We start from the raw sequence: 21,114 nt of genomic DNA on the forward strand, positions 1-21,114 counted from the left end.
CCATTCGGGCATAGGCAAGCTTGGCGTCGCTAAAGCAAAAAGAGTGGAGTTGCATTCAGACCTGTTTGGCCTGTAGGTAGGCGTAAATTAGTTCGGCAAGGCACTGACCCACGGCCTTATAGCCTGCGGCCAGGCCTGCATCGTGGCATGCCGGGGCACCTTCTGCCAGATGCAGATAAACACTTTGGGTGTGGCGCGCCATATGGCTGACATAATGCGCCGCATCCAACAAAGGAATACCGGCAACGGTTGAGGCACTGGAGGGCATCTGGGTTACGGCATCCAGATCCAGCTCTATGGCTACCGGCAGCCCCGTATGACGCAGCTGGCGGGCAATATCGCTCAGAGCCTTCTCCAAGCTCAGCTCGCGACGTACCCAAATCTGCTGCAGGCTGTGCCAGCTGCCACCAAATGCCGTAAGTTGTTCCAGATTGGCTTCACTGTTTTTCAGTTCATGCAGCCCGAGCACATGATAATGCCCCAGGGCGCCGTTGGCCGCCGCATAACTGAAACCATTGCCACTGTGGCGGCCTTCCCGCAACCTGAAGTCTGAATGAGGATCCAGGTTGACCGCTGCCAGCGGCTTGGATAATGCCGCCCGGGCGGCGCTGAGTAAGCCAAAAGCGTTGTTGTGGCCACCGCCGATGACGATAGGCTCAAGTCCGGCGGCAAAAACCGGGGTTAGGGCCTCTATAACCTGCTGATCCAGCGACTCCACCTCTTGTCTGAGTTGCTGACAATCATTGGCAGCATTGGCAACCGGGATGATCTCCCCCAGCAGCAGGCATTCTTCACCACTTAAAAAGCGGTTGGACTGCAGGTTAAGCAGCGCCGGCAACATGGCGTCAAAGGCCTGGTTGGCGCCGCCTTGTCCCAGATTAGCTCTGGGCCCAAGATCTTCCTTGATACCTATGATGGCAAAACGGGCGCCTGCGGCTTTGGCCTGAGTCAGCGCATCCATATAGCTTGCCGCGCTTGGCAGCAGGCGCACTTTCTGACCCAGACGGGTTTCACCTTCTCTGGGGCTGAAAGATTGAGCTAACTTGGTTTGCGTGATGGGGGAGAGCGGCAGTTCCATAGAGTTTCCCTTTCTCTGACGGGGCAATAACAGCCTCTATTTTGGCCTACGTTGAGCAAAAGGCAACAAAAAAGCCGGCAGAAGCCGGCTTTGGTTCAACAGTGAATATCAGTCGATATCCAAGGGTTCAGGAGACAGAATTACCCCTGTGTTATCGGCATAGATATGATCGCCCGGCAGGAAGGTAACACCACCGAAGTTCACCGGAATGTCTACTTCACCAATGGCGTTGCCGTCGGCACCAACAGGAATGGAGGCCAGAGCCTGGATACCTATATCCAGTTCTTCGAGGGCATCGACATCGCGCACGCTACCGTAAACGATAATGCCTTCCCAGTTGTTATTGACCGCAACCTCGGCAATCGAGGCATCGATCAGAGCCCGGCGCAGAGAACCCCCGCCGTCTACCAGCAGAACCTTTCCTTCGCCATCGTCCTGCAATACATCGAGAATGAGGCCGTTGTCTTCGAAACACTTGATGGTGCTAATGGAGCCGCCAAATGAACTACAACCGCCGTAGTTGCTGAACATAGGCTCGACGACATCGACAACATCCAGGTACATGTCACAAAGTTCTGAGGTGTTGTATTCCATATTTACACTCCTGTTGAACCGCAAGGTCTGACAAGACCGCGGGATAACGCACTAAGTGCCAGTATATAAGGGATTCTTGAAAAGAAAAGTGTTATCAATCACGGTATTGCTGGATTTTCCTTTTATTAACATTTGTGTGGTAATATTTCGCAGCTAGTGTATAAATCTGCGCCATTTTTTGATGTGAGTCATTAAATAACGTATTTTTATTACAACTATGCTGTGGCTTTTGTTAATATAAGCACCATCCAAACTTACTTAACTTTAACCTGCTTTAGGGGCACGGATCCCCCGTCAGGCTTATGGACGGCAGAGAGCCTGAACGAGGTGCCTTATGGAAGCTCTTAACACAATTGAAATCATTGGCTATTTTGCCTCCATTATGGTGGCCATTTCTCTGATGATGAAGGACATTATCTGGCTGCGTTGGATCAACTTTAGCGGTTGCACCCTATTCGTGATTTACGGTGCGGCGATTTCTGCCTGGCCGGTAGCAGGTATGAACGCTTTTGTGGCTTGTATTAACGTCTATCATTTGATCAAAATTTATCGTGGCCGGGCGGCAATCACTGTCTGATGTCATAAAAGCTTAGGGCAGGTGTCACCTGCCCGTCACACCCCTTGACTAGGCTCTTTACTGCTACACAGATTGGAGTCCTTGACCTGGCTCCCTACTGTCCACAGAAGGAGCCTCAGCCATGTTTGCCTACCTTGCTGAACTCGATCTTCGAACATTTCGTGCGCTGACACAATTTGGCCGCAAACATGATCTGGAAACCTGTGCTCTCAAGTTTTCTGCATCAGGTAATGGCCCGCTTTACCTGTGTCTGGCGCTGCTCATGTTGCTGGAGCAGGATGGGTCACGTTTCTTCGCCTTGTTGCTGTTGGCGTACGCTGTGGAACTGCCTTTGTATCTGCTGCTGAAAAATGCCATTCGTCGTAAACGTCCATGCCATCAGGTTCTGGTGGGCTTCAGGGCCAGCTTTGAGCCCTCTGATAAATTCAGTCTGCCGTCCGGCCATACGGCGGGGGCTTTCGTGTTCGCCAGTGCGGTATGGCAAATTTATCCTCAAATGGCACTGCCGGTATTCATCTGGGCGGGCCTGGTTGGAGTTTCCAGAGTGTTTCTCGGTGTTCACTACCCTCTCGACATCCTGGCGGGGGCTCTTTTGGGCAGCAGTGCCACTCTCATAGCTGCAGTTTGGATATAAGGATAATCAATGCGAATACTTTACGGTGTTCAGGGCACAGGGAATGGCCATTTGAGTCGCGCTAGAGTTGTAGCCAAGGCCTTGGCAAAGCACGATATTCAAGTTGACTATTTATTCAGCGGTCGCCAGCCACAGCAGTTTTTTGATATGCAGGCCTTCGGCGATTACCAGGTTTGTGCCGGGTTGACTTTTATTACTCAAAAGGGGCAGGTCAGCATCCCCAAGACAGTGATGCACAATTCTGCCATTGAGCTTTGGCGGGACATTCGTGAGTTGGATCTCAGTGGCTATGATCTCTTGCTCAATGACTTCGAGCCGGTTTCGGCCTGGGCTGCCAGGCGCCAGGGAGTGCCCAGTATAAGCATCAGCCATCAAGCTTCCCTCAGATATCCGGTGCCCAAGGTGGGGAACTCCTGGTTCAATAACTGGTTGCTGGAGAACTTTGCCCCGGTGGATCAGGCATTGGGGTGTCACTGGCATCATTTTGGTTACCCGATATTGCCGCCCTTTGTCGATGTCAGTCGTGGCGCCGTGGAACATTCGCACGATATTTTGGTATATCTGCCGTTTGAGAGCTCACAAGCTATCACCGAATTGTTGCTCCCTTTCCATGACTACCGTTTTATGGTGTATCACAGCCAGGCTGCGCCAGTTGCTTTACCTGAGCATATTCTGTGGCATGGATTTGATCGTGAAGGCTTCAAGGCCGATCTCGCCAGCTGCGGTGGGGTGATAGCCAATGCCGGATTTGAACTGGCCAGTGAAGCCCTGACTCTGGGCAAAAAACTTCTGGTTAAGCCCTTGCTTGGGCAGTTTGAACAGCTGTCTAATGTGGCCGCCCTCGAGTTGCTGGCAGCGGCCGACAGTATGATGACGCTGGAGCCGCAAACGGTGAAACGTTGGCTCAAACGGGGTAGCCCTGAGCCGATTAACTACCCGGATGTGGGCGAGCTGCTGGTGCCTTGGCTGTTGGCCGGCAACTGGCAGGATAGCCAATCACTGTGCCGGGAGTTGTGGCAGCAGGTGACGTTGCCCGATACCTGGTTTTCCAAGCAGGATGCCAGGGCACTCAGCGGGCTGCCTTTGGGCTCGCTGATCCGCTAGCAAAGGTTAGAATAGGCGCTCGTGGAACCTGTTTGTACCTTCCTCAGTTATATTTGATATTCATGCTGATCAGGGCTTCGCGGCTGCCCTTTTCGGCGCGCAGCCTAGCCAGATACTGTTCCCAGAGTTCAGTTTGTTGGGTGCAGAGCTGGTGCAGCATCTGCCAGGAATAGAGGCCGGTATCATGGCCGTCGTCAAAAATCAGCTTCACTGCATAATTGCCAACCGGCTCGATGGCGCTGATATTGACCTCTTTCTTGTGAGTCACCAGCTTGGGGTTGCCATGGCCGTGTACTTCGGCCGACGGAGAGTGAACCCGCAGAAATTCGCAGCTCAGCTGATACTGACTGCCATCATCGAAGCCTATCTCGAGCAGTTTGGATTTACGTTTCAGTTTCAGTGATGTGACTTGAGGATGACTCATGGGAACTCCATTGTGTCCGGGGTTGCTGTGTATCTGTTTATTCTATGTCAGAGCGCTTGGACTGTGCACCCCGGTGGATGAGAGCTGACACACATTAATGGTGGCAAAAATAGCGGCCGCATGCAGCGACCACTATTGGATAAAGATGAAGGCGGTTATTTGATAAAGGCGAAGGCATCGCCGTAGAGGTGGGCTTCATCCAGTCCCATCTCGCGAAACAGTTCCCGCGCAGCGCCGACCATGTCGAAACGACCGGCGATATAGATGTCATAGCCTACCAGGCTGACAAAGTCCGAGCGTATCTGCGACAGTAGATTCGCTTGTTTCCCAGCCCAGTCGGCCTCGGCCTGTTCGACTACAGGCACGAAATGCAGCCAGGGGTGCGCTTGATGCCACTCTCTGGCGATGGCTTCGTAGTACATGGCTTCAGGGTTGCGGCAGCCCCAATAGAGCAGGGTTTCAACTTTTTGCCCCAGGGCGATTTGTTGCTCTACCAGGCTCTTGATATAGGAGAAACCTGTACCACCTGCAACCAGTAGTCTGGGTCTGACACTCTGGTGTCTGAGGAAAGCTTCACCGCCCGGGGCTTCGATATCGATATGACTGTTGTTTCTCAGTCGCTCGACCACCTGCATGGGATAGCTCTCGCTGACGGCTGCGCCTATGTGAAGTTCTATGAGTTCGCTGCTGGGGGCCGAAGCTATGGAGAAGGGACGCTTGTCTTTCTCACCCATTACCACGCACAGGTACTGACCAGCCTTGAATTCCAGCGGTTTTTCGGGGCGCAGCAATACCTGGTACACAGCGTCATTAAATGGGGCAACTTTCTCTATCTTACAGCGGATGCTATTCATTGAACTTCCTTTTTACCTCTCTGTTGAAGGCTTATTTTCATAATGGCTAACGCAGTTATTGCGAATTATAGGGTCGCTTGGTCTTCTATGCCCAACTGTTCCCAAATCTCGTCCACCCGCTGTTTAACCTCTTGGTCCATCACTATTGGGGTACCCCATTCGCGGTTGGTCTCACCTTCCCACTTATTGGTGGCATCCAGGCCCATCTTGGATCCCAGTCCCGCCACGGGGGACGCGAAATCCAGATAGTCAATGGGGGTGTTGTCTATCATCACTGTGTCGCGGCTGGGATCCATCCGAGTGGTTATGGCCCAGATAACGTCCTGCCAATCGCGGCAATTCACGTCTTCATCGACTATGACAATAAACTTGGTATACATAAACTGACGCAGGAAAGACCAGGCTCCCATCATCACCCGCTTGGCATGGCCGGGATATTGTTTGCGGATGGAGATCACCGCCATCCGGTAGGAACAACCCTCCGGTGGCAGGTAAAAGTCGACGATTTCCGGATACTGCTTGCGCAGGATAGGAACAAAGACTTCATTGAGCGCTACCCCGAGCATGGCCGGTTCATCCGGTGGCCTTCCTGTGTAGGTGCTGTGGTAGATGGCGTCTTTTCTGTGACTGACATGAGTCACGGTAAACACAGGGAAACTGTCAGTTTCATTGTAATAACCTGTGTGATCACCGTAGGGGCCTTCCACCGCCATCTCCTCGGGATCGATATAACCTTCGAGAATGATTTCGCTGGTGGCCGGTACTTCCAGATCGCAACTCAAGGCCTTGACCACTTCGGTACGCTCACCGCGCAGCAGCCCGGCAAAAGCATATTCGCTCATGGCATCGGGCACTGGCGTGACGGCGCCGAGAATGGTGACAGGGTCGCTGCCCAGAGCCACTACCACAGGATATTTTTCACCTGGATGTTGCTGTTTAAAGTCGGCAAAGTCCAACGCGCCGCCTCTGTGTGACAACCAGCGCATGATCAGCTTGTTCTTGCCCAGCAGTTGCTGGCGGTAGATCCCCAGATTCTGGCGTTTCTGTCTCGGCCCTTTGGTGATGGTCAAACCCCAGGTCACCAGCGGTGCAACATCGCCGGGCCAGCAGTGCTGAATGGGCAGGGCGGTCAGGTCAACCTGATCGCCTTGCAATACCACCTCTTGGCAAGGGGCGTTACGCACTGTCTTGGGTGGCATGTTCAGCGCTTGTTTGAACATGGGGATCTTGGCTATGGCATCCTTGAAGCCCCTGGGGGGCTCGGGCTCCTTGAGAAACGCCAGCAGTTCGCCCACGTCCCGCAGCGCCATGGGATCATCCTTGCCCAGGGCCATGGCGACCCGCTTCGGAGTACCGAAGAGGTTCACCAGCACGGGCATCTGTTTGCCCTTGGGGTTTTCAAACAACAGAGCCGGGCCACCGGCGCGCAGTACCCGATCGGCTATTTCGGTCATTTCAAGATAAGGATCAACCGGATAGCTGATACGCTTGAGCTCACCCTGACTCTCAAGGTGATCGATAAAACTGCGTAAATCCTTAAAACTCATGTGGAAATAGCCTCGCTGCCGAATGCATTAATGGCGCGCACTATAGCATTAATCCGAGCAACGGTTAACTGCTAAGGAAAGTGCAAATAACTCCTCGTGGCACTCTGGCTTGCAGATTAATCGGCGTTCAAGGCCTCTGGCAGCAAGCATGCCGGGGCCTGTCGAAGTCGGATCCTGCCACAGATTGCTGCCGCGGCCAGAGATGACCAGGTAACTCTTGGCTGAATGTACGCTGAGTCATCTTTATTTCGCCTGCGATTCTGTGATGAATCCGGGAGTAAGCCGTAGTAGCATGAAAGCTGCGGGCCTTGAAGCCTGGAGGTTATATGAAACGAGCTATTTTCCTGAGTCTGATACTGATGAGTTTGCCACAGGTGGCTGCTGCCTGGGATAACTCCCATGCCGAGCACCACTATCAGGGTGATATTCACAGAGGAGATTATAACCGCTACCATAACCATGGCTCACGGAGTCACTGGGGCCTGTATTGGGGCGTTAACAATCCCTGGCTATCGCCCTGGCGTTATGACCCATGGAATCGCTGGCAGTGGGATGATCCTTGGTACAGAGATCGCTGGCAGCGTCCCTATGTATATCGCAGGCAACCCAAGCCGGAGCCAGTGGTGGTTGCGCCACCGCAGCGAGTAACGACTCACTTCGAAACCTTGGCAGATACAGAGAGTCGCGCCAGCCTACCGGCCAATGCCAGGGTGATACAAGAAGCTAATCGCACCTTGTATCAATGGCAAGGCAAGACCTATCAATTTGACTGGCAAAGCCAAACCTATCGGCCTCTGCCGCAATCCCCATCTGAAGTTGGAGAACAAAACAAATGAAATTGATCACCGGGGCCAGCAGTGGCTTGGGGGCTGCGCTGGCGAGACGCTATCATGCTGAAGGTGAGTCCTTGCTGTTAACCGGCCGCAGTGAACAGAGGTTGCAACAGTTGGCGGCAGAGTTGCCCGGTGTCAGTTACCAAACAACAGATTTAACCAATCCAAGCGCGATTGAGGCTCTGCTCGATAGCTTAGGCGAGGCCCCTGAAATGCTGCTGCACTGCGCCGGCAGCGGCTGCTTTGGTAACCTGGAAACTCAGTCTCCGACTGATATCAAGGCTCTTATCGACAATAATCTGCTGTCCACTCTGCTGTTGCTCAGAGCCATGCTGGCTCGTTGGCGGCAAGAGAGCATGACACTGGTGATTGTCATGTCTACCGCGGCGCTGCAACCCAAGGCAGGAGAGAGCAGTTACTGCGCGGTAAAATGGGCCGTCAGAGGCATGCTGGAGTCCCTGCGCTTGGAGCTCAAGGGTAGCAAGATAAAGCTGATAGCCGTCTACCCCGGCGGAATGGCAACCGGTTTTTGGCCCAGCAGCGGTAAGTTGGTGGATACGTCGAGCTTTATGACTGCCGATGAAGCGGCAGGCATGCTAAGTAACGCCTTACAAAACTGCGTTCATGGTTATGTTTCGGATATCACCTTGAGCCGAGGCTAGCAGGCTGCGTTAAAAGTTAAAAAGGATTTTGCACTGTGAGTCGGGGCGGCCAAGAAGAAACACTGCCAAGGGAGGCGCTATGATATCTCAATGGAACCATACTAACTCAGGCTTGGGCACTCGCTTTTGGCTCGGTCGTTACTTGATGAATTGCCTGTTGCTGCTGGGCAGTTTGCTGTCTTTGGGATCGGCGCAGGCCAACATAGCCGACAACTTGTGTATTCCCTATACAGCCAGCGAAAAGGTCACACTCGCTTATATCAATGATGGCGATACCCTCACACTCAAAGATGGCCGCCTGATACGCTTGATAGGTGTTAATGCTCCTGAGATAGATCATCAGTATCCGGGGCTCTCTCAACCCTACAGCATGGAGGCCAGGGCCTTTGTCGCCTCTAAGCTCAAAGTGGGTGATGAGCTGGCGCTGATGTTTGGCCCAACCAAGTTGGATCCCTATGGTCGCACCTTGGCCTATGTCTTTACTCCGAATGGATTATTGTTGCAGCAGGAACTACTGCAACAGGGTTTTGCGATGGCCAGGGTCTTCCAGGAACATCCATTTTGGGAATGCTTTGCCGAGTTGGAGCAGCAAGCGCGCACTCAGAATGCAGGCTTGTGGCAGTTTGAAGACTATGCGCCCAAGGCGACTTCGGCTATCGGTCAGCAGGATTTAAATCAGTACCGGCTGGTCAGAGGTGTGGTGACAGATTTTGAAAGAAAGGGACAGTATTTGTGGCTTATTCTGGACGATAACTTCTATGTTGGCATACTTCAGGCCGGATCTGGTAATTTTAGCAAGGTTTTAGCGCTGAACTCGCTCAAAAGAGCCGTTGTGGTGCGGGGTAAGTTGTATTTTTCCTACAAAAAGTGGCAGATTATCGTCAGCCATCCTTCACAGATAAGTTTCGAAAATCCCCCTTAGAAGCAAAATACCTGACTTAAGTGGAAAATTTGCCATACACTGTTTTAAAATCGCGCCTTTTCGCGTATCTTTAGCGCCTTGTGATTTGAGTCACTGTGAAAGGAATTTTGCAGTGATCCAGACCTGTGTTTGTACGGTTTTTACTTAATATCATTCCGCATTTCAGGATTTTAAAATGACAGATTTCCGTCAAAAAGCGCTCGATTACCATGAGTTCCCCGTTCCAGGCAAAACCGCAGTGATGCTGACCAAGCCCGCCGAGACCAGTATGGATTTGGCTTTGGCCTATAGCCCTGGGGTGGCAGAACCGGTACGTGAAATCGCTTCCAATCCTGCCAATGCGTACAGATACACCAACAAGGGCAACACGGTTGCTGTAATCTCCAACGGCACCGCCATTTTGGGGCTGGGTAACCTCGGCCCCTTGCCATCCAAGCCGGTAATGGAAGGAAAGGCTTTGCTGTTCAAGCACTTTGCCAATATCGACGCCACAGATATCGAAGTAAAACACCGCACAGCTGAAGAGTTTATTCATACGGTCGAAGCGATTGCCGACTCCTTTGGCGGTATCAACCTGGAAGATATCAAGGCGCCAGAGTGCTTTGAAATTGAGCGTGAACTGATCGAGCGCTGTCAGGTTCCTGTGTTTCATGATGATCAGCACGGTACGGCAATTGTCACCGCTGCCGGGATGATCAACGCCCTCGAGATCCAGGGCAAGAAGCTTGAAGAAGCAGTGTTTGTCTGTATGGGCGCAGGCGCAGCGGCTATCGCCTGTATGAGCATGTTGGTCAAGTGTGGTGCCCAGCGTGAAAATGTCTACATGCTGGATAGAAAGGGCGTGATTCATACTCGCCGCGAAGATCTCAACGAGTACAAGGCGCTGTTTGCCAACAACACAGACAAGCGCACCTTGCAGGATGTGATCAAGGGGGCTGATGTGTTCCTGGGGCTGTCTGGCCCAGATGTTCTCGGCGCCGAGGAAGTGGCCATGATGGCCGAGAAGCCGGTGATCTTCGCCTGCTCCAACCCGGATCCCGAGATCAAGCCTGAGCTGGCCCATGAGATACGTAAGGATCTGATCATGGGAACCGGTCGCAGCGACTATCCCAACCAGGTCAACAATGTGCTATGTTTCCCATTCATCTTCCGTGGCGCCCTGGATGTGCGTGCCAGCCGCATCAATGATGAGATGAAGATAGCCGCGGTTTACGCCATTGCCGAACTGGCCAAGGAGCCAGTGCCTGAATCTGTGTTGGTGGCTTATCCCAATGTCAACGAGTTGAGCTTTGGCCCTCAGTATGTGTTGCCCAAGCCGATGGACCCAAGGTTGCTGCCTAAAGTCGCCAAGGCTGTGGCACAAGCAGCCATAGACTCTGGGGTAGCGCAGATAGACACACTGCCGCAATACCCGGAAGTCTGATAGCAGCTTTATTCCAAAGGGGCCTTGTTGGCCCCTTTGTTGTTTTTGCAAGGCAAACGGGGCATTTTCTGGTCTATGCTGCTTGTTGGTTGCCTTTTGCGTATGGCTGCTGAATAATCAGCAAGTTGAGTTCCCGCAGTGAGGCGGCTCACCCCCAAGAAGAAGAATAAGACTGGCAGGATCGCCCTCGATGAAACTCACCCGTATTCTCACAAAAAAGCTCACCAGTTTTTGGCTCTTGTCGCTGACGATAGTGGCATTTGTGTTTCTGCTCTGCGCCATGATGAGTTTTCTGCAGCTGACTTATAAGTTCCAGCAACAGAAGGTCACGGAGCTGGAAACCATGCTGGCCAATCAATACCACTCCGGCAGTAACTGGGAGCTGGAGTCCTGGCTGCCTCCCATGTTAATTGCCTACAATGCTGCCAGTTTTAAGCTCTGGCATCATGATAAATTACTATTTGAATATAAAGGCAATATCGCTACAGAAAATCTGGTGCGCTATCAATCTTCGTTGAAGAATAACCCTGAGTTTCGTATGGAGCTGGAACTGCCGCAGCCGTTTTCTCAGCACAGACCAGGTTGGTATGAAGTCTTGATAATTCTACTTGGCGTGGGGGCCGTGCTGGCGTTTGTCCGCTTTGGTTATCTCTGGTATTCGCGGCAACTGGAGGGCATTGAAGAGCTGGCACAGCGCAGCCGTTTGATTCTCCTGGGTGAGCACGAAAAAGCGCAGGCGATGCCGGGCAAGGGTAAACCCAGGTTGATTAACCGTGCTCTCAGTCGTTTGCTGGAAGAGCTGGCCGATGCCCAGAAAGAACGTGCCAGATTTGACAAGTTTATCCGCAGCAATACCTTTCTGGATCCCGACACTCGTATAGGTAATCGTCTGTTTCTCAAGAATCGCCTCGATGCCCTGAGCAATGAGCAGGGCATGATAGCCCATGGGGTGCTCTATCTGTTGGAGCTGGAAGATCTGGATCTGCTGCAACAAAAAATGGGGGACAGTCTGACGCTGGAACTGCTTAGACAAAACGTTAATGGCATCAGCCAGATACTACAGTCACAGCCCAACAGCTTTTTTGCCCGTCGTTCCCATAACCAGTTTGCAATAGTGGTGACCCAAATTTCCCTGGCTGAGGCTGATCAACTGGCAATCCGCTTGTTAAAAGTCTGCCAAAGCCAGGTATTGCCCAAGCTGGACAACGCCGACAACTTCTATCATCTCGGCGGCGCTTATTTCAAAGTGGGTGATGGTCATCAGCAACTGCTGGAAGAGGCGGAAATGGCCCTGAGAGCGGCGCAGTTGCAGGGGATCAATACCTGGTTTATGTATGATAAGGGCGCGGTAGATCAGGAGTTTGCCAAGGGCTCGGTACGCTGGCGCAGCTTTCTGGAAATGGCCTTGGTCAATAAGCGATTTCTGGCTTATACCCAGCCCGTGATGGATTGTGACGGCAAGCTGCATCACAGAGAAGTGTTTACCCGAGCCAGGGATCCCGAAGGTAATCTGGTGCGGGCGACCCTATTTTTGCCTATGGCGGTTAAATGTGGCCTGATGCCGCAAATTGAGCGTCAGACTCTGGAAAGAGTCTTGTTTGAGTTGCTGCCAAGTGAGCCGGACAAGAAGGTTTGTTTCAGCATCAACCTGAGTCTGGATTCGCTGATGAGCCGAGCCTTTATTCGCTGGTTGCGTACCACCTTGCTGGAATACCGGGACCTGACCGGCAGGCTGATCTTCGAGGTCAGTGAAGATATCGCGGCGCCCAATCAGGAGAAAATCGCCTCCAGGCTGCAGATGATCCGCAAGATGGGCGCGCGCCTGTGTGTCGATCATGTGGGTCAGCAGGTGATCAGCACCCAATATATTCAGGACACAGGTTTCCAACTGATTAAGCTGCACAGATCCATAGTGCGGCAGATCCATCTACGACCCGAAAACCAGCTGTTTGTTCGTAGCCTGATAGGTGGACTCTACCGTACCGAAGTGCAGGTTTGCGCCGAAGGGGTGGAGTTGTTTGAAGAGTGGCAGACACTGAGAATACTCGGAGTCAGCGCCGCTCAGGGAAGCTGGTTCAGCGAGCCTATGCCGGCAACAGCCTGATCAAGAAAGAGTTCCGGGTTACTACAGGCTGGATTTGTCTGCCGGCCTTGCTGAGCCTATCTTTAGGACAGCTCTCAGTTTAATAATATTTGCCTATAAAATGAATTGATTAGTGTTTAGAATGAACATGCCAAAATATTGACTTAACTTTAAATTGGCAGCAAGTTCATAACCTTATGGGTACGATAAACGCTGCCGTTTTCACAGGGACTCAGGGTTTCTTATGACGAACAAGTCATTCATCAGTCGTCTTTTCAACTTTGGCGCGCCTCAATCCGGTAGCAATACCGGGGTGTTCCTTGCTGCCAATCACGCCTGGGTCTTTCGCCCGGAAAATGACGATCAAAGAGCCCTTTGTCATTGCTATCCACTGCACAAAGATGATTGGAATTCACTGTTTTCCGCGGTTTATGCCGATTTTGGCCCTTCAAAATTACAGTTGGCTCTAGGTTTTGGTCGTTATCAGCTTTTGAGTGCCGACCGGCCCAAGGTTGAAGCCGATGAGATGGCTCAGGCATTGGTATGGGCGGTCAAGGATATGGTCAGCACGCCGCCAACCGATATCCATTTGGATTACTTCGAATCGCCGATTAAAAGCAGTGACAAACTCAATGTTGTCGTCTGTTCCCACAGTCGCTTGTCTGCCTTGGCCCAGGAAATAGATAAGGCAGGTATGCAGTTGGTGGGGATTAGCATCGAAGAGTTACTGCCCACTAACCTCTTTAACCAAGATCCTTTAGCCAGGCTGGTGATAAGCCAAGTGCCTGGACAGGAGTTATTACTCACTGTGGTTCGCGAGGGTGAGCTCTATATGCAGCGGCGCATTCGCGGATTTTCTGAATTGCATCAGACCGATGCCGAATCCTTGGGGTTCGGCGTTGCCGATACCCTCAGCCTGGAGATCCAGCGCTCGATGGACTTTTTTGAAAGTCAGCTCAGGCAAGCGCCGGTGGCCTCGATTGACATTATGGTTCAGGGGCAAACCTATGCCTTGGCTCAGTTGATATCCCGTAACTTTAATCAACAAGTGCGTCCGGTAGATGGCATGGATGTCGGCATGAAAATGGCTGAACTCAGCTATCAGGAATTTAAGCGGGGGAGTAAATGAGCAAGACCCGGGTCAATCTCTATTCGCCTTCTCTCTTGCCCCCAAGGTTAAGGCTCAGTTTCGCCCGTTTGTTGGCTATTGCAGGCGTGCTCTTGTTACTGGGGCTTTCGCTTATCGGCTTGGGATGGTGGCAGCAAACGCAAGTGTCCAGGCAGTTGCTTGAGGTTGAGTTGCAGCGCCAGGCCTTGGAGAGCGAAAAACAACAACTGGAAGCCGAATTGGCCAAGCGTCGCCCTAGTGCCGAGCTGGTCGTTGAGCTGGAGCGCCGTACTCAGGAGCGGGAGCTCAAGGGCTTGCTGCTGACCGAACTTGGGCAGCGGGAGCGCATGACCTCCAAGGGCTTTGCGCCTGTGTTGCAGGAGTTGGCTCAAGTGTCCGATGGCAGTGTGTGGCTGAGTCGCATCAAACTTGAAGAAGGCAAACTGGCGTTTGAAGGTTTCGGCCAATATCCGCAGAGTCTGCCGCGCTGGATAGACAAGCTCAAACAAACCGAGAGTCTGAGAGGGCGCTCGTTTGCTTCCATGACTATGGCTCGGGAGCCAGGCCAGCCATTGGCCTTCGTTCTGACCAGTGAAGCCCGGGAGGTGAAGAAATGAATTTCCTTCGGCGTCTGGGCCAAGCCTTTGATGGTTTGAGTCAAAGAGAGAGAGGCATGGTGTCGGGAGTCAGCATGTTGGTGCTGTTCTTGCTGCTGTATCTGCCGCTGGAGTCTTTTTGGCTGGAGCGCCAGAGCAATTTGCAACGGCTGCATGCCGGCCAGAGTAGCATCAAGCTCAGCCAACAACAGCTGGCGCTTTATCGCCAACGCCTGGCGGAAGACCCTGATACGCCGCTCAAGGCAAGTTTGGCGCAAGTGAATCGTGATATCGCTGCGCTGGATCAACAGCTGGACAGCCAGATGGTTGACATGGTGCCCGCCAGTTATATGCCGTCATTGCTTACCGCCTTGCTGGAACGGGTGCAGGGAATACAGCTGACCGGCTTCAAGTCTGTCGCCCCAACCCCTTTGCTGGTGGTAGGCAAAGCCGATGAACAGCAGATGAACCTTTACAGCCACGGCATAGTGCTGGAGCTGGAAGGTGACTATTTCGCCGTGCTCAAGTTTGTACAGGCGGTAGAGAAGATGCCGGACAAGCTTTATTGGAAGCGCCTGGATTACCGGGTGTCTGAGTATCCCAAGGCCAGTGTGCAACTTGAGTTATACACGCTCAGCATCAATGAGGACTTTATCAGTGTGGCATCTTCCCGCTAAAGGCTTAATCTTACTGGCGCTGCTCTGTAGCCAGGATCTCGTTGCCGCCAGCTTGCGGGACCCGACCATGCCGGCGCAGGGGCTGATCGCTCCGGCCAAAGAGCTGGGCGGACAGGGCCTGGTGCTGAGTAGTTTGCTCAATGGACCTCAGGGCAAGCGGGCCGTGATCAATAACCAAATTTACCGCCAGGGGGACAGAGTTCAGGGAGTGGTGTTAAGCCGTATCTATCAGGACAGCGTTTTGCTGGCCGATGGTCGCCGACTCTATCTGTTTCAAGCGATTACCGAGCGCAAGGAAAAACATTAATGAAAACCAGACTCGTCTGTATGCTGCCGTTGTTGGCTTTGGGCCTGGCGGCCTGCCAAACCACGGATAGGCCCAATCCAGCCGCCTCCAAGGAGGCACTGCGTGATTCCATGGCGCAGCAAAGCGCCAGGGCAGTAGTGCCCCCTCCGGCCAGCTTGCCTCCCGGTGTGCAGCAGGAGTTGAATGCCGATGGTCTTCTGGCTGGGCTGGCCGCACCTATGCAGACCGAGCGGCGTTTCGATGTTTCGGCCAATGATGTCGATGCCAGGGTGTTTTTCCCGAGTCTGGTGGAAGGCACCCCCTTCAGCGTGGCTGTGCACCCGCAAGTGAGCGGCAATATCTCTCTGTCGCTCAAGGGCGTGACCCTGAGTGAAGCCTTGCAGGTAGTGCAGGATATTTACGGTTATGAGATCAGTCGGGAAGGACGAGTCTTGAGGGTCTATCCCGCTGGGCTGAGAACCGAGACTTTCCCGGTCAATTACCTCTATATGGAACGCATTGGCCTGTCGCTGACCTCGGTCAGCTCGGGAAGGATCTCTGACAACAATAACAACAACAGCAATAGCAACCAGAACAATAACGGCCTGAACAACAATAACAACAGTGGTTTTGGCAATAACAACAATAATAATAGCAACAACCAGAACAGCAATAACACCAACGGCACCTTTATCAGTTCCCGCACCAAGACAGATTTCTGGGGCGAGCTGCAAAAGACCCTGGAATCGATTCTGGGCAACAGCGGTGATGGCCGCTCAGTGGTGGTGACACCTCAGGCCGGCTTGGTAACCGTCAGAGCCAATCCGGATGAGCTGCGGCAAATTCGCAGTTTCCTTGCCACCGCTGAGAGCCATTTGCAGCGGCAGGTTATTTTGGAAGCCAAGATCCTCGAAGTGACCCTCTCCGATGGTTATCAGCAGGGGATCCAATGGCAGGATGTGCTTGGCAGCGCTTTGGCTGACGGTAACACCAAGGTTAATTTTGGCACCAGCGAGGGCTCGTTTGGCAATCAGATCACCGAGGCCATAGGAGGGGTGACCTCTTTATCACTCAAAGGCACAGATTTCGCCGCTATGATTACCCTGCTGGATACCCAAGGCGATGTCGATGTGCTCTCAAGCCCCAGAGTGACAGCGTCCAACAACCAGAAGGCGGTGATCAAAGTTGGCCGTGATGAATACTTTGTCACGGATGTCTCCTCCACCACTGTGGCCAGTACCACGCCGGTGACATCGCCTGAGGTGGAGTTGACGCCCTTTTTCTCGGGGATTGCTCTGGACGTGACGCCTCAGATAGACAAAGACGGCAGTGTGCTGCTGCATGTGCATCCTTCAGTCACGGATGTGAAAGAGCAGAACAAGAGCATCAAGATCAGTGACTCTTCGTTGGATCTGCCCTTGGCCCGGAGTGAAATCCGTGAGTCCGATACTGTCATCAAGGCGCTTTCCGGTGATGTGGTGGTGATAGGCGGCCTGATGAAGAGCGAGAATACCGAAGTGGTATCCAAGGTGCCGCTGCTTGGCGATATTCCCTTTATCGGTGAAGCCTTTACCAACCGCAGTAAGTTAAAGCGCAAGACAGAGCTGGTGATTTTGCTCAAGCCGACCGTGGTGGTTGATGGCACCTGGCAAAAAGAGCTGCAACGTTCCCAGAGCTTGCTCGACCGCTGGTATCCACAGGAATAACGGCCACTATGTATCTGCAGCATTTTGGCATGCAGAGCATGCCTTTTGCCCTGACCCCCAATACAGGTTTTTTCCTGGGGTTGGCTCCCCATGTGGAGGCCTTGCAAGTATTGCAGGTGGCGCTGCAAACCGGTGAAGGTTTTATCAAGGTCACCGGCGAGGTGGGAACCGGCAAAACTTTGCTGTGCCGTAAACTGCTCAACGAGCTGCCGCAACAGTTTCGCTGCGCCTGGTTGCCCAATCCTTATTTGACACCGGCAGAACTCAGGCTGGCGATTGCCGAAGAGCTGGGAATTGCTGTGAATGAGATTAAAGATCAGCAGCAACTCAGTGGCCTTATTCAGCAGCAGCTGCTGGCGCTCAGTGTTCAGGGGCTTAATATCGTTTTGCTGCTTGATGAAGCCCAAGCTCTGCCGGATGAGAGCCTGGAAGCATTGCGGCTGTTGACCAATCTGGAAACCGAGAGTCGCAAGCTGCTGCAAGTGGTGATCTTCGGCCAGCCCGAGCTTGATGCGCGCTTGGCGCAGCAAGAGTTTCGCCAGTTACGCCAGAGGATCACTTTCAGCTATCGCTTGCGGCCGCTGACCCGGGATGAAGTCTACGCCTATCTGCGCCACAGATTGGCAGTGGCCGGCTATCAGGGACCGGCGTTATTCAGCGCCGCAGACAGTAAGCGTATTGCCATTGCCGCCAGAGGGATCCCCAGATTGGTGAATATTTTGGCGCACAAGGCGCTGCTGCTCTGTTTCGGCGAAGGTAAACAGCAAGTGACATCTACGCATATCAAGGGCGCCATCAAGGATACCGAAGATGCTTCTCATCCTGGCAACTGGCGTTGGTTTTGGCCGACTCTGGTGCTGCTCCTTGCTTCAGTCGGCGCCTCTGTCGGGGTTTATGCCATGAAGGGAGCCGGACTATGAGCGTGGTCAATCAGATGCTCAAAGATCTGGATAAACGCCAGCAGCCGCACAACTTAGCTCATGTGCCGATAGGGCAGGCCAGTCACGCGGCGGCCAATCCCTGGTGGTTGCTGCTGGGAGGCACGCTGCTTGGCATCTCTCTGTTGGCGCTGGGGTTATGGTTGGGCGGTTATCTGGGTGATGACAACTCAAGCTCATCCCAAACCCAAAATCAAACTCAAAACTTTAGTGGCAACCGAGCCGAGCCATCGCAGACTGTGCCTTATGAGCCTGGGCCCACGGGCCGAAATCGGCCACAGCCGAGGGCAGTTTCAAGCGCTGCCGATGGCAGTGATAGATTAAATTTGGAGCCTGAGGCGCAGATCTCGGCGCTACAACTGCCCAGCAAGAGTATGGCTCCAAGTGAACAACCCAAAGGTTCTAATGCAGGCTTGAATGCTCAAGGCTCAGCCTTTGAAACAAAAAAAACTGAAATGTATGGCTCAGAAACAGGCAGCTTAAACTCAAACCTAGCCGATGACAGCCTTGAAACCAGCACAGCAACCGAACGCTGGGCAGCCAAGGCAGAGCCGCTCGGACAGGAGGCTGGACAAGAGCCATCTCAGTCAGCACAAATAAAAACACCGGGTCGCAATGAAAAGTCAGGCTTGGAGCAGAAGCCCAGCTCCAATGAGAGTGGCCGGATAACCCAATCCAGATCAGCGGCTGCTAAACCAAGCCAGACGAAAATGAGCGTGACTCAGGTTTCTCTGACCCCGGCAGAGCTGTCGCAGAAAAAGTTACAACAGGGACAACAGGCCAAGGAGCTGGGCCAGATTGACAAGGCAATGTCGGCCTATGCCGAAGCCTTACGCTTGAATGATGCCAACCACAGTGCCCGTCAGGAGCTGGCGGCGCTGTTTTATGGCCGCGGCGAATTGGACAAGGCGGCAGTACTGCTGCGTCAAGGCGCCGAGCGTTATCCGCAGCAACCTGTGTTTTGGTTGTTGCTGGCCCGGGTGCAAAAGGCTCGCAGCGAGTTGCCTCTGGCTCTTGCCAGTTTGCAACAGGTAGCCTATGGCAGCGAGCTTGGCCGAGAAAAATGGCTGCTGCAGGCAGAAATAGGTCAAAGCCTCAAAGATTGGCCCTTGGTACAGCAAAGTTATCTTAGCCTAATTCAGCAGGATGCCTCTCAGGGACGCTGGTGGTTGGGGCTGGCCTATGCCCAGGATGCAAGTGGCGATTATGACGCCGCCAAGGCCAGTTATCAGGAAGCTCTCAAGCGCCAGGGCTTGTCCGCGGATGCCCGTGATTACATAGAAAACCGACTCGCCCAGATAGGAGGCCGCCAGTGAAACCCAAGTTAAAAATGCGCCTCGGTGACCTCCTGGTACAGGAGCAGATTATCAGCGAGGTGCAGCTGCAAAACGCGCTGTCACAACAAAAACAAACCGGCCGCAAGCTGGGACGCACCCTGATAGACATGGATTTTATCAGCGAGGAACAGCTGCTGCAGTTTCTCTCTCATCAGTTGAATATTCCCTTTATCGATATCAGCAAGCGCCCCATTCCTGCTGAGGTAGTCAACCTCTTGTCCGAAGTGCAGGCCCGGCGTTTTCGAGCCTTGGTGATTGAGGCCGACAAGGATTCCGTGCTGGTGGCTATGAGCGATCCGGCCGATCTGCAGGCGTTGGATGAACTGGATGTGCTGTTGGCGCCAAGACGCCTGAAACTGGCGGTGGTCAAGGAGCAACAGCTGTTTGATGCTTTTGACAACCTCTATCGCCGCACCGGTCACATTGCCCAGATGGCCGGTAAGCTGGAGGAAGAATACGCTGCCGATGATCAGTTCGATCTCGCCAGTTTGACCGAAGGCGACAGCGACAACGAGACCACAGTGGTTAAGTTGTTGCAGTCAATTTTCGAGGATGCGGTGCAGATCCGCGCCTCGGATATTCACATTGAACCCGGCGACAAGTCGCTCAGGATCCGCCAGCGGGTGGATGGTCTGTTGCAGGAAAACGTGCTCAAAGAGGTCAATATTGCCGCGGCGCTGGTGCTTAGGCTCAAGCTGATGGCCGGTTTGGATATCTCGGAAAAACGTTTGCCCCAGGATGGCCGTTTTCATATTGAAATCAAAGGTCATCAGATAGATGTGCGTATGTCTACCATGCCCATCTATCACGGTGAGTCTGTGGTGATGCGACTGTTGGACCAATCGGCCGGCCTCTTGACCCTGAATGAAACCGGGATGCCGCCGCATATTCTCGAGCGGGTACGGCGGCAGATAAAACGCCCCCACGGCATGTTGTTGGTCACAGGCCCTACAGGTTCGGGCAAGACCACTACACTTTATGGCATTCTCAGTGAACTGAACAAGGCTGAGAGTAAGATTATTACCGTGGAAGATCCGGTGGAATATCAACTGCCGCGGATCAACCAGGTACAGGTCAATCACAAGATAGGCCTGGATTTTTCCAACGTACTGCGCACCACCCTGCGCCAGGACCCCGACATCATAATGGTGGGGGAGATGCGGGATCAGGAAACCGTCGAAATCGGCTTGCGTGGTGCCCTGACAGGTCACTTCGTGCTCTCGACCCTGCACACCAATGATGCCATTACCAGCGCCCTGCGTTTGCTCGATATGGGGGCGGCCAGTTATTTGGTGGCCAGTGCCCTTAGAGTCATTATCGCCCAGCGCCTGGTGCGGCGGGTGTGTAAGAACTGCGCCACAGATTATCAACTCACGCCGCAGGACAGGGTCTGGCTCCAGAGCATCAGCAAGCGCGACTTTTCCGATGCCAGGCTCAGAGTGGGCACAGGGTGTCAAAGCTGCTCCGGCACAGGTTATCGCGGTCGTATTGGGGTATTTGAGATCCTCGAACTGGATGAAACCATGATAGAGGCTATGCGCAGCGGTAATCCCCATGAATTTGCCCGCGCTGCTTACGCCAGCGAGCAGTTTACCCCGCTGGCTGAATCGGCACTGGCATATTTGCACTCTGGCCTGACAACCATAGAAGAGGTCGCCAAGTTGGTGGAAGATGTCTCTGAAGCTCAGGTGCCGTTGGCAGCCGAGATGATGGCTAGGGATGAGGTCTGAT

Annotated in this window: 21 protein-coding genes; 16 read left to right on the forward strand and 5 right to left on the reverse strand. The window is 53.2% G+C overall.

The features are described from left to right. Window positions 1–55 precede the first annotated feature (55 nt). Both AYI96_RS16025 and rraA read right to left on the reverse strand, forming a co-directional pair. A complete protein-coding gene (locus AYI96_RS16025) occupies window positions 56–1,078 on the reverse strand; it encodes a formimidoylglutamase (protein ID WP_144361976.1) in 1,023 nt (340 codons plus the stop codon). Window positions 1,079–1,186: 108 nt separating this feature from the next. Continuing rightward, the gene (gene rraA / locus AYI96_RS16030) at window positions 1,187–1,672 is read right to left on the reverse strand and encodes a ribonuclease E activity regulator RraA (protein WP_025011574.1); all 486 of its coding nucleotides are present in this window, start codon (window positions 1,670–1,672) and stop codon (window positions 1,187–1,189) included. A gap of 334 nt (window positions 1,673–2,006) precedes the next feature. Between rraA and AYI96_RS16035 the strand changes: the two genes are divergently transcribed. From AYI96_RS16035 to AYI96_RS16045, 3 genes are all read left to right on the forward strand, one after another. Next, window positions 2,007–2,249: a YgjV family protein gene (locus AYI96_RS16035; protein WP_144361977.1), complete on the forward strand. Its 243-nt coding sequence runs from the start codon at window positions 2,007–2,009 to the stop codon at window positions 2,247–2,249. Between the two features lie 121 nt (window positions 2,250–2,370). Next, a complete protein-coding gene (locus AYI96_RS16040) occupies window positions 2,371–2,883 on the forward strand; it encodes a phosphatase PAP2 family protein (protein WP_039034066.1) in 513 nt (170 codons plus the stop codon). A 9-nt stretch (window positions 2,884–2,892) separates the two neighbouring features. Continuing rightward, a complete protein-coding gene (locus AYI96_RS16045) occupies window positions 2,893–3,987 on the forward strand; it encodes an MJ1255/VC2487 family glycosyltransferase (RefSeq protein ID WP_144361978.1) in 1,095 nt (364 codons plus the stop codon). 43 nt (window positions 3,988–4,030) lie between these two features. Here the strand turns inward: AYI96_RS16045 and AYI96_RS16050 are convergent, their stop codons facing one another. The 3 genes from AYI96_RS16050 to ubiD form a co-directional block, all read right to left on the reverse strand. Then, window positions 4,031–4,411, reverse strand: coding sequence for a gamma-butyrobetaine hydroxylase-like domain-containing protein (locus AYI96_RS16050; protein WP_039034067.1), 381 nt, complete (start codon window positions 4,409–4,411; stop codon window positions 4,031–4,033). Between the two features lie 155 nt (window positions 4,412–4,566). Then, window positions 4,567–5,265: an NAD(P)H-flavin reductase gene (gene fre / locus AYI96_RS16055; RefSeq protein ID WP_144361979.1), complete on the reverse strand. Its 699-nt coding sequence runs from the start codon at window positions 5,263–5,265 to the stop codon at window positions 4,567–4,569. 65 nt (window positions 5,266–5,330) lie between these two features. Continuing rightward, a complete protein-coding gene (gene ubiD, locus AYI96_RS16060; RefSeq protein WP_071475666.1) occupies window positions 5,331–6,812 on the reverse strand; it encodes a 4-hydroxy-3-polyprenylbenzoate decarboxylase in 1,482 nt (493 codons plus the stop codon). Between the two features lie 326 nt (window positions 6,813–7,138). Between ubiD and AYI96_RS16065 the strand changes: the two genes are divergently transcribed. The 13 genes from AYI96_RS16065 (at window position 7,139) to AYI96_RS16125 (ending at window position 21,113) form a co-directional block, all read left to right on the forward strand. Next, entirely contained in the window at window positions 7,139–7,648 is a 510-nt protein-coding gene (locus AYI96_RS16065; RefSeq protein ID WP_144361980.1) for a hypothetical protein, read from the forward strand. Beyond that, the gene (locus AYI96_RS16070) at window positions 7,645–8,307 is read left to right on the forward strand and encodes an SDR family NAD(P)-dependent oxidoreductase (RefSeq protein WP_039034070.1); all 663 of its coding nucleotides are present in this window, start codon (window positions 7,645–7,647) and stop codon (window positions 8,305–8,307) included. Before AYI96_RS16065 ends, AYI96_RS16070 begins: the two co-directional genes overlap by 4 nt. A gap of 79 nt (window positions 8,308–8,386) precedes the next feature. Beyond that, window positions 8,387–9,229 (forward strand): thermonuclease family protein, encoded by an 843-nt coding sequence (locus AYI96_RS16075; RefSeq protein WP_260853014.1) that lies wholly within the window; start codon window positions 8,387–8,389, stop codon window positions 9,227–9,229. Window positions 9,230–9,404: 175 nt separating this feature from the next. Next, the gene (locus AYI96_RS16080) at window positions 9,405–10,652 is read left to right on the forward strand and encodes a malic enzyme-like NAD(P)-binding protein (protein WP_101096357.1); all 1,248 of its coding nucleotides are present in this window, start codon (window positions 9,405–9,407) and stop codon (window positions 10,650–10,652) included. A gap of 190 nt (window positions 10,653–10,842) precedes the next feature. Continuing rightward, the gene (gene csrD / locus AYI96_RS16085) at window positions 10,843–12,756 is read left to right on the forward strand and encodes an RNase E specificity factor CsrD (RefSeq protein ID WP_039034072.1); all 1,914 of its coding nucleotides are present in this window, start codon (window positions 10,843–10,845) and stop codon (window positions 12,754–12,756) included. Window positions 12,757–12,979: 223 nt separating this feature from the next. Then, entirely contained in the window at window positions 12,980–13,864 is an 885-nt protein-coding gene (locus AYI96_RS16090; RefSeq protein ID WP_071475664.1) for a hypothetical protein, read from the forward strand. Further along, window positions 13,861–14,460, forward strand: coding sequence for a PilN domain-containing protein (locus AYI96_RS16095; protein WP_039034074.1), 600 nt, complete (start codon window positions 13,861–13,863; stop codon window positions 14,458–14,460). Before AYI96_RS16090 ends, AYI96_RS16095 begins: the two co-directional genes overlap by 4 nt. Next, window positions 14,457–15,116: an MSHA biogenesis protein MshJ gene (locus tag AYI96_RS16100; RefSeq protein ID WP_144361981.1), complete on the forward strand. Its 660-nt coding sequence runs from the start codon at window positions 14,457–14,459 to the stop codon at window positions 15,114–15,116. The genes AYI96_RS16095 and AYI96_RS16100 overlap by 4 nt, the downstream gene beginning before the upstream one ends. Next, a complete protein-coding gene (locus AYI96_RS16105) occupies window positions 15,097–15,423 on the forward strand; it encodes a hypothetical protein (RefSeq protein ID WP_039034076.1) in 327 nt (108 codons plus the stop codon). Before AYI96_RS16100 ends, AYI96_RS16105 begins: the two co-directional genes overlap by 20 nt. Further along, window positions 15,423–17,108 (forward strand): pilus (MSHA type) biogenesis protein MshL, encoded by a 1,686-nt coding sequence (mshL, locus tag AYI96_RS16110; protein ID WP_260853015.1) that lies wholly within the window; start codon window positions 15,423–15,425, stop codon window positions 17,106–17,108. Before AYI96_RS16105 ends, mshL begins: the two co-directional genes overlap by 1 nt. Before the next feature lie 8 nt (window positions 17,109–17,116). Continuing rightward, the gene (locus AYI96_RS16115) at window positions 17,117–18,028 is read left to right on the forward strand and encodes an ExeA family protein (protein WP_039034078.1); all 912 of its coding nucleotides are present in this window, start codon (window positions 17,117–17,119) and stop codon (window positions 18,026–18,028) included. After that, window positions 18,025–19,362, forward strand: a complete 1,338-nt coding sequence (locus tag AYI96_RS16120) for a tetratricopeptide repeat protein (protein ID WP_144361982.1) — start codon at window positions 18,025–18,027, stop codon at window positions 19,360–19,362. Before AYI96_RS16115 ends, AYI96_RS16120 begins: the two co-directional genes overlap by 4 nt. After that, on the forward strand, window positions 19,359–21,113 hold the full coding sequence (locus AYI96_RS16125; RefSeq protein WP_144361983.1) for a GspE/PulE family protein: 1,755 nt from the start codon (window positions 19,359–19,361) through the stop codon (window positions 21,111–21,113). Before AYI96_RS16120 ends, AYI96_RS16125 begins: the two co-directional genes overlap by 4 nt. Window position 21,114 lies beyond the last annotated feature (1 nt).

This window comes from Shewanella sp. MSW (assembly GCF_007636515.1).
Classification (GTDB): Bacteria; Pseudomonadota; Gammaproteobacteria; order Enterobacterales; family Shewanellaceae; genus Shewanella; species Shewanella indica.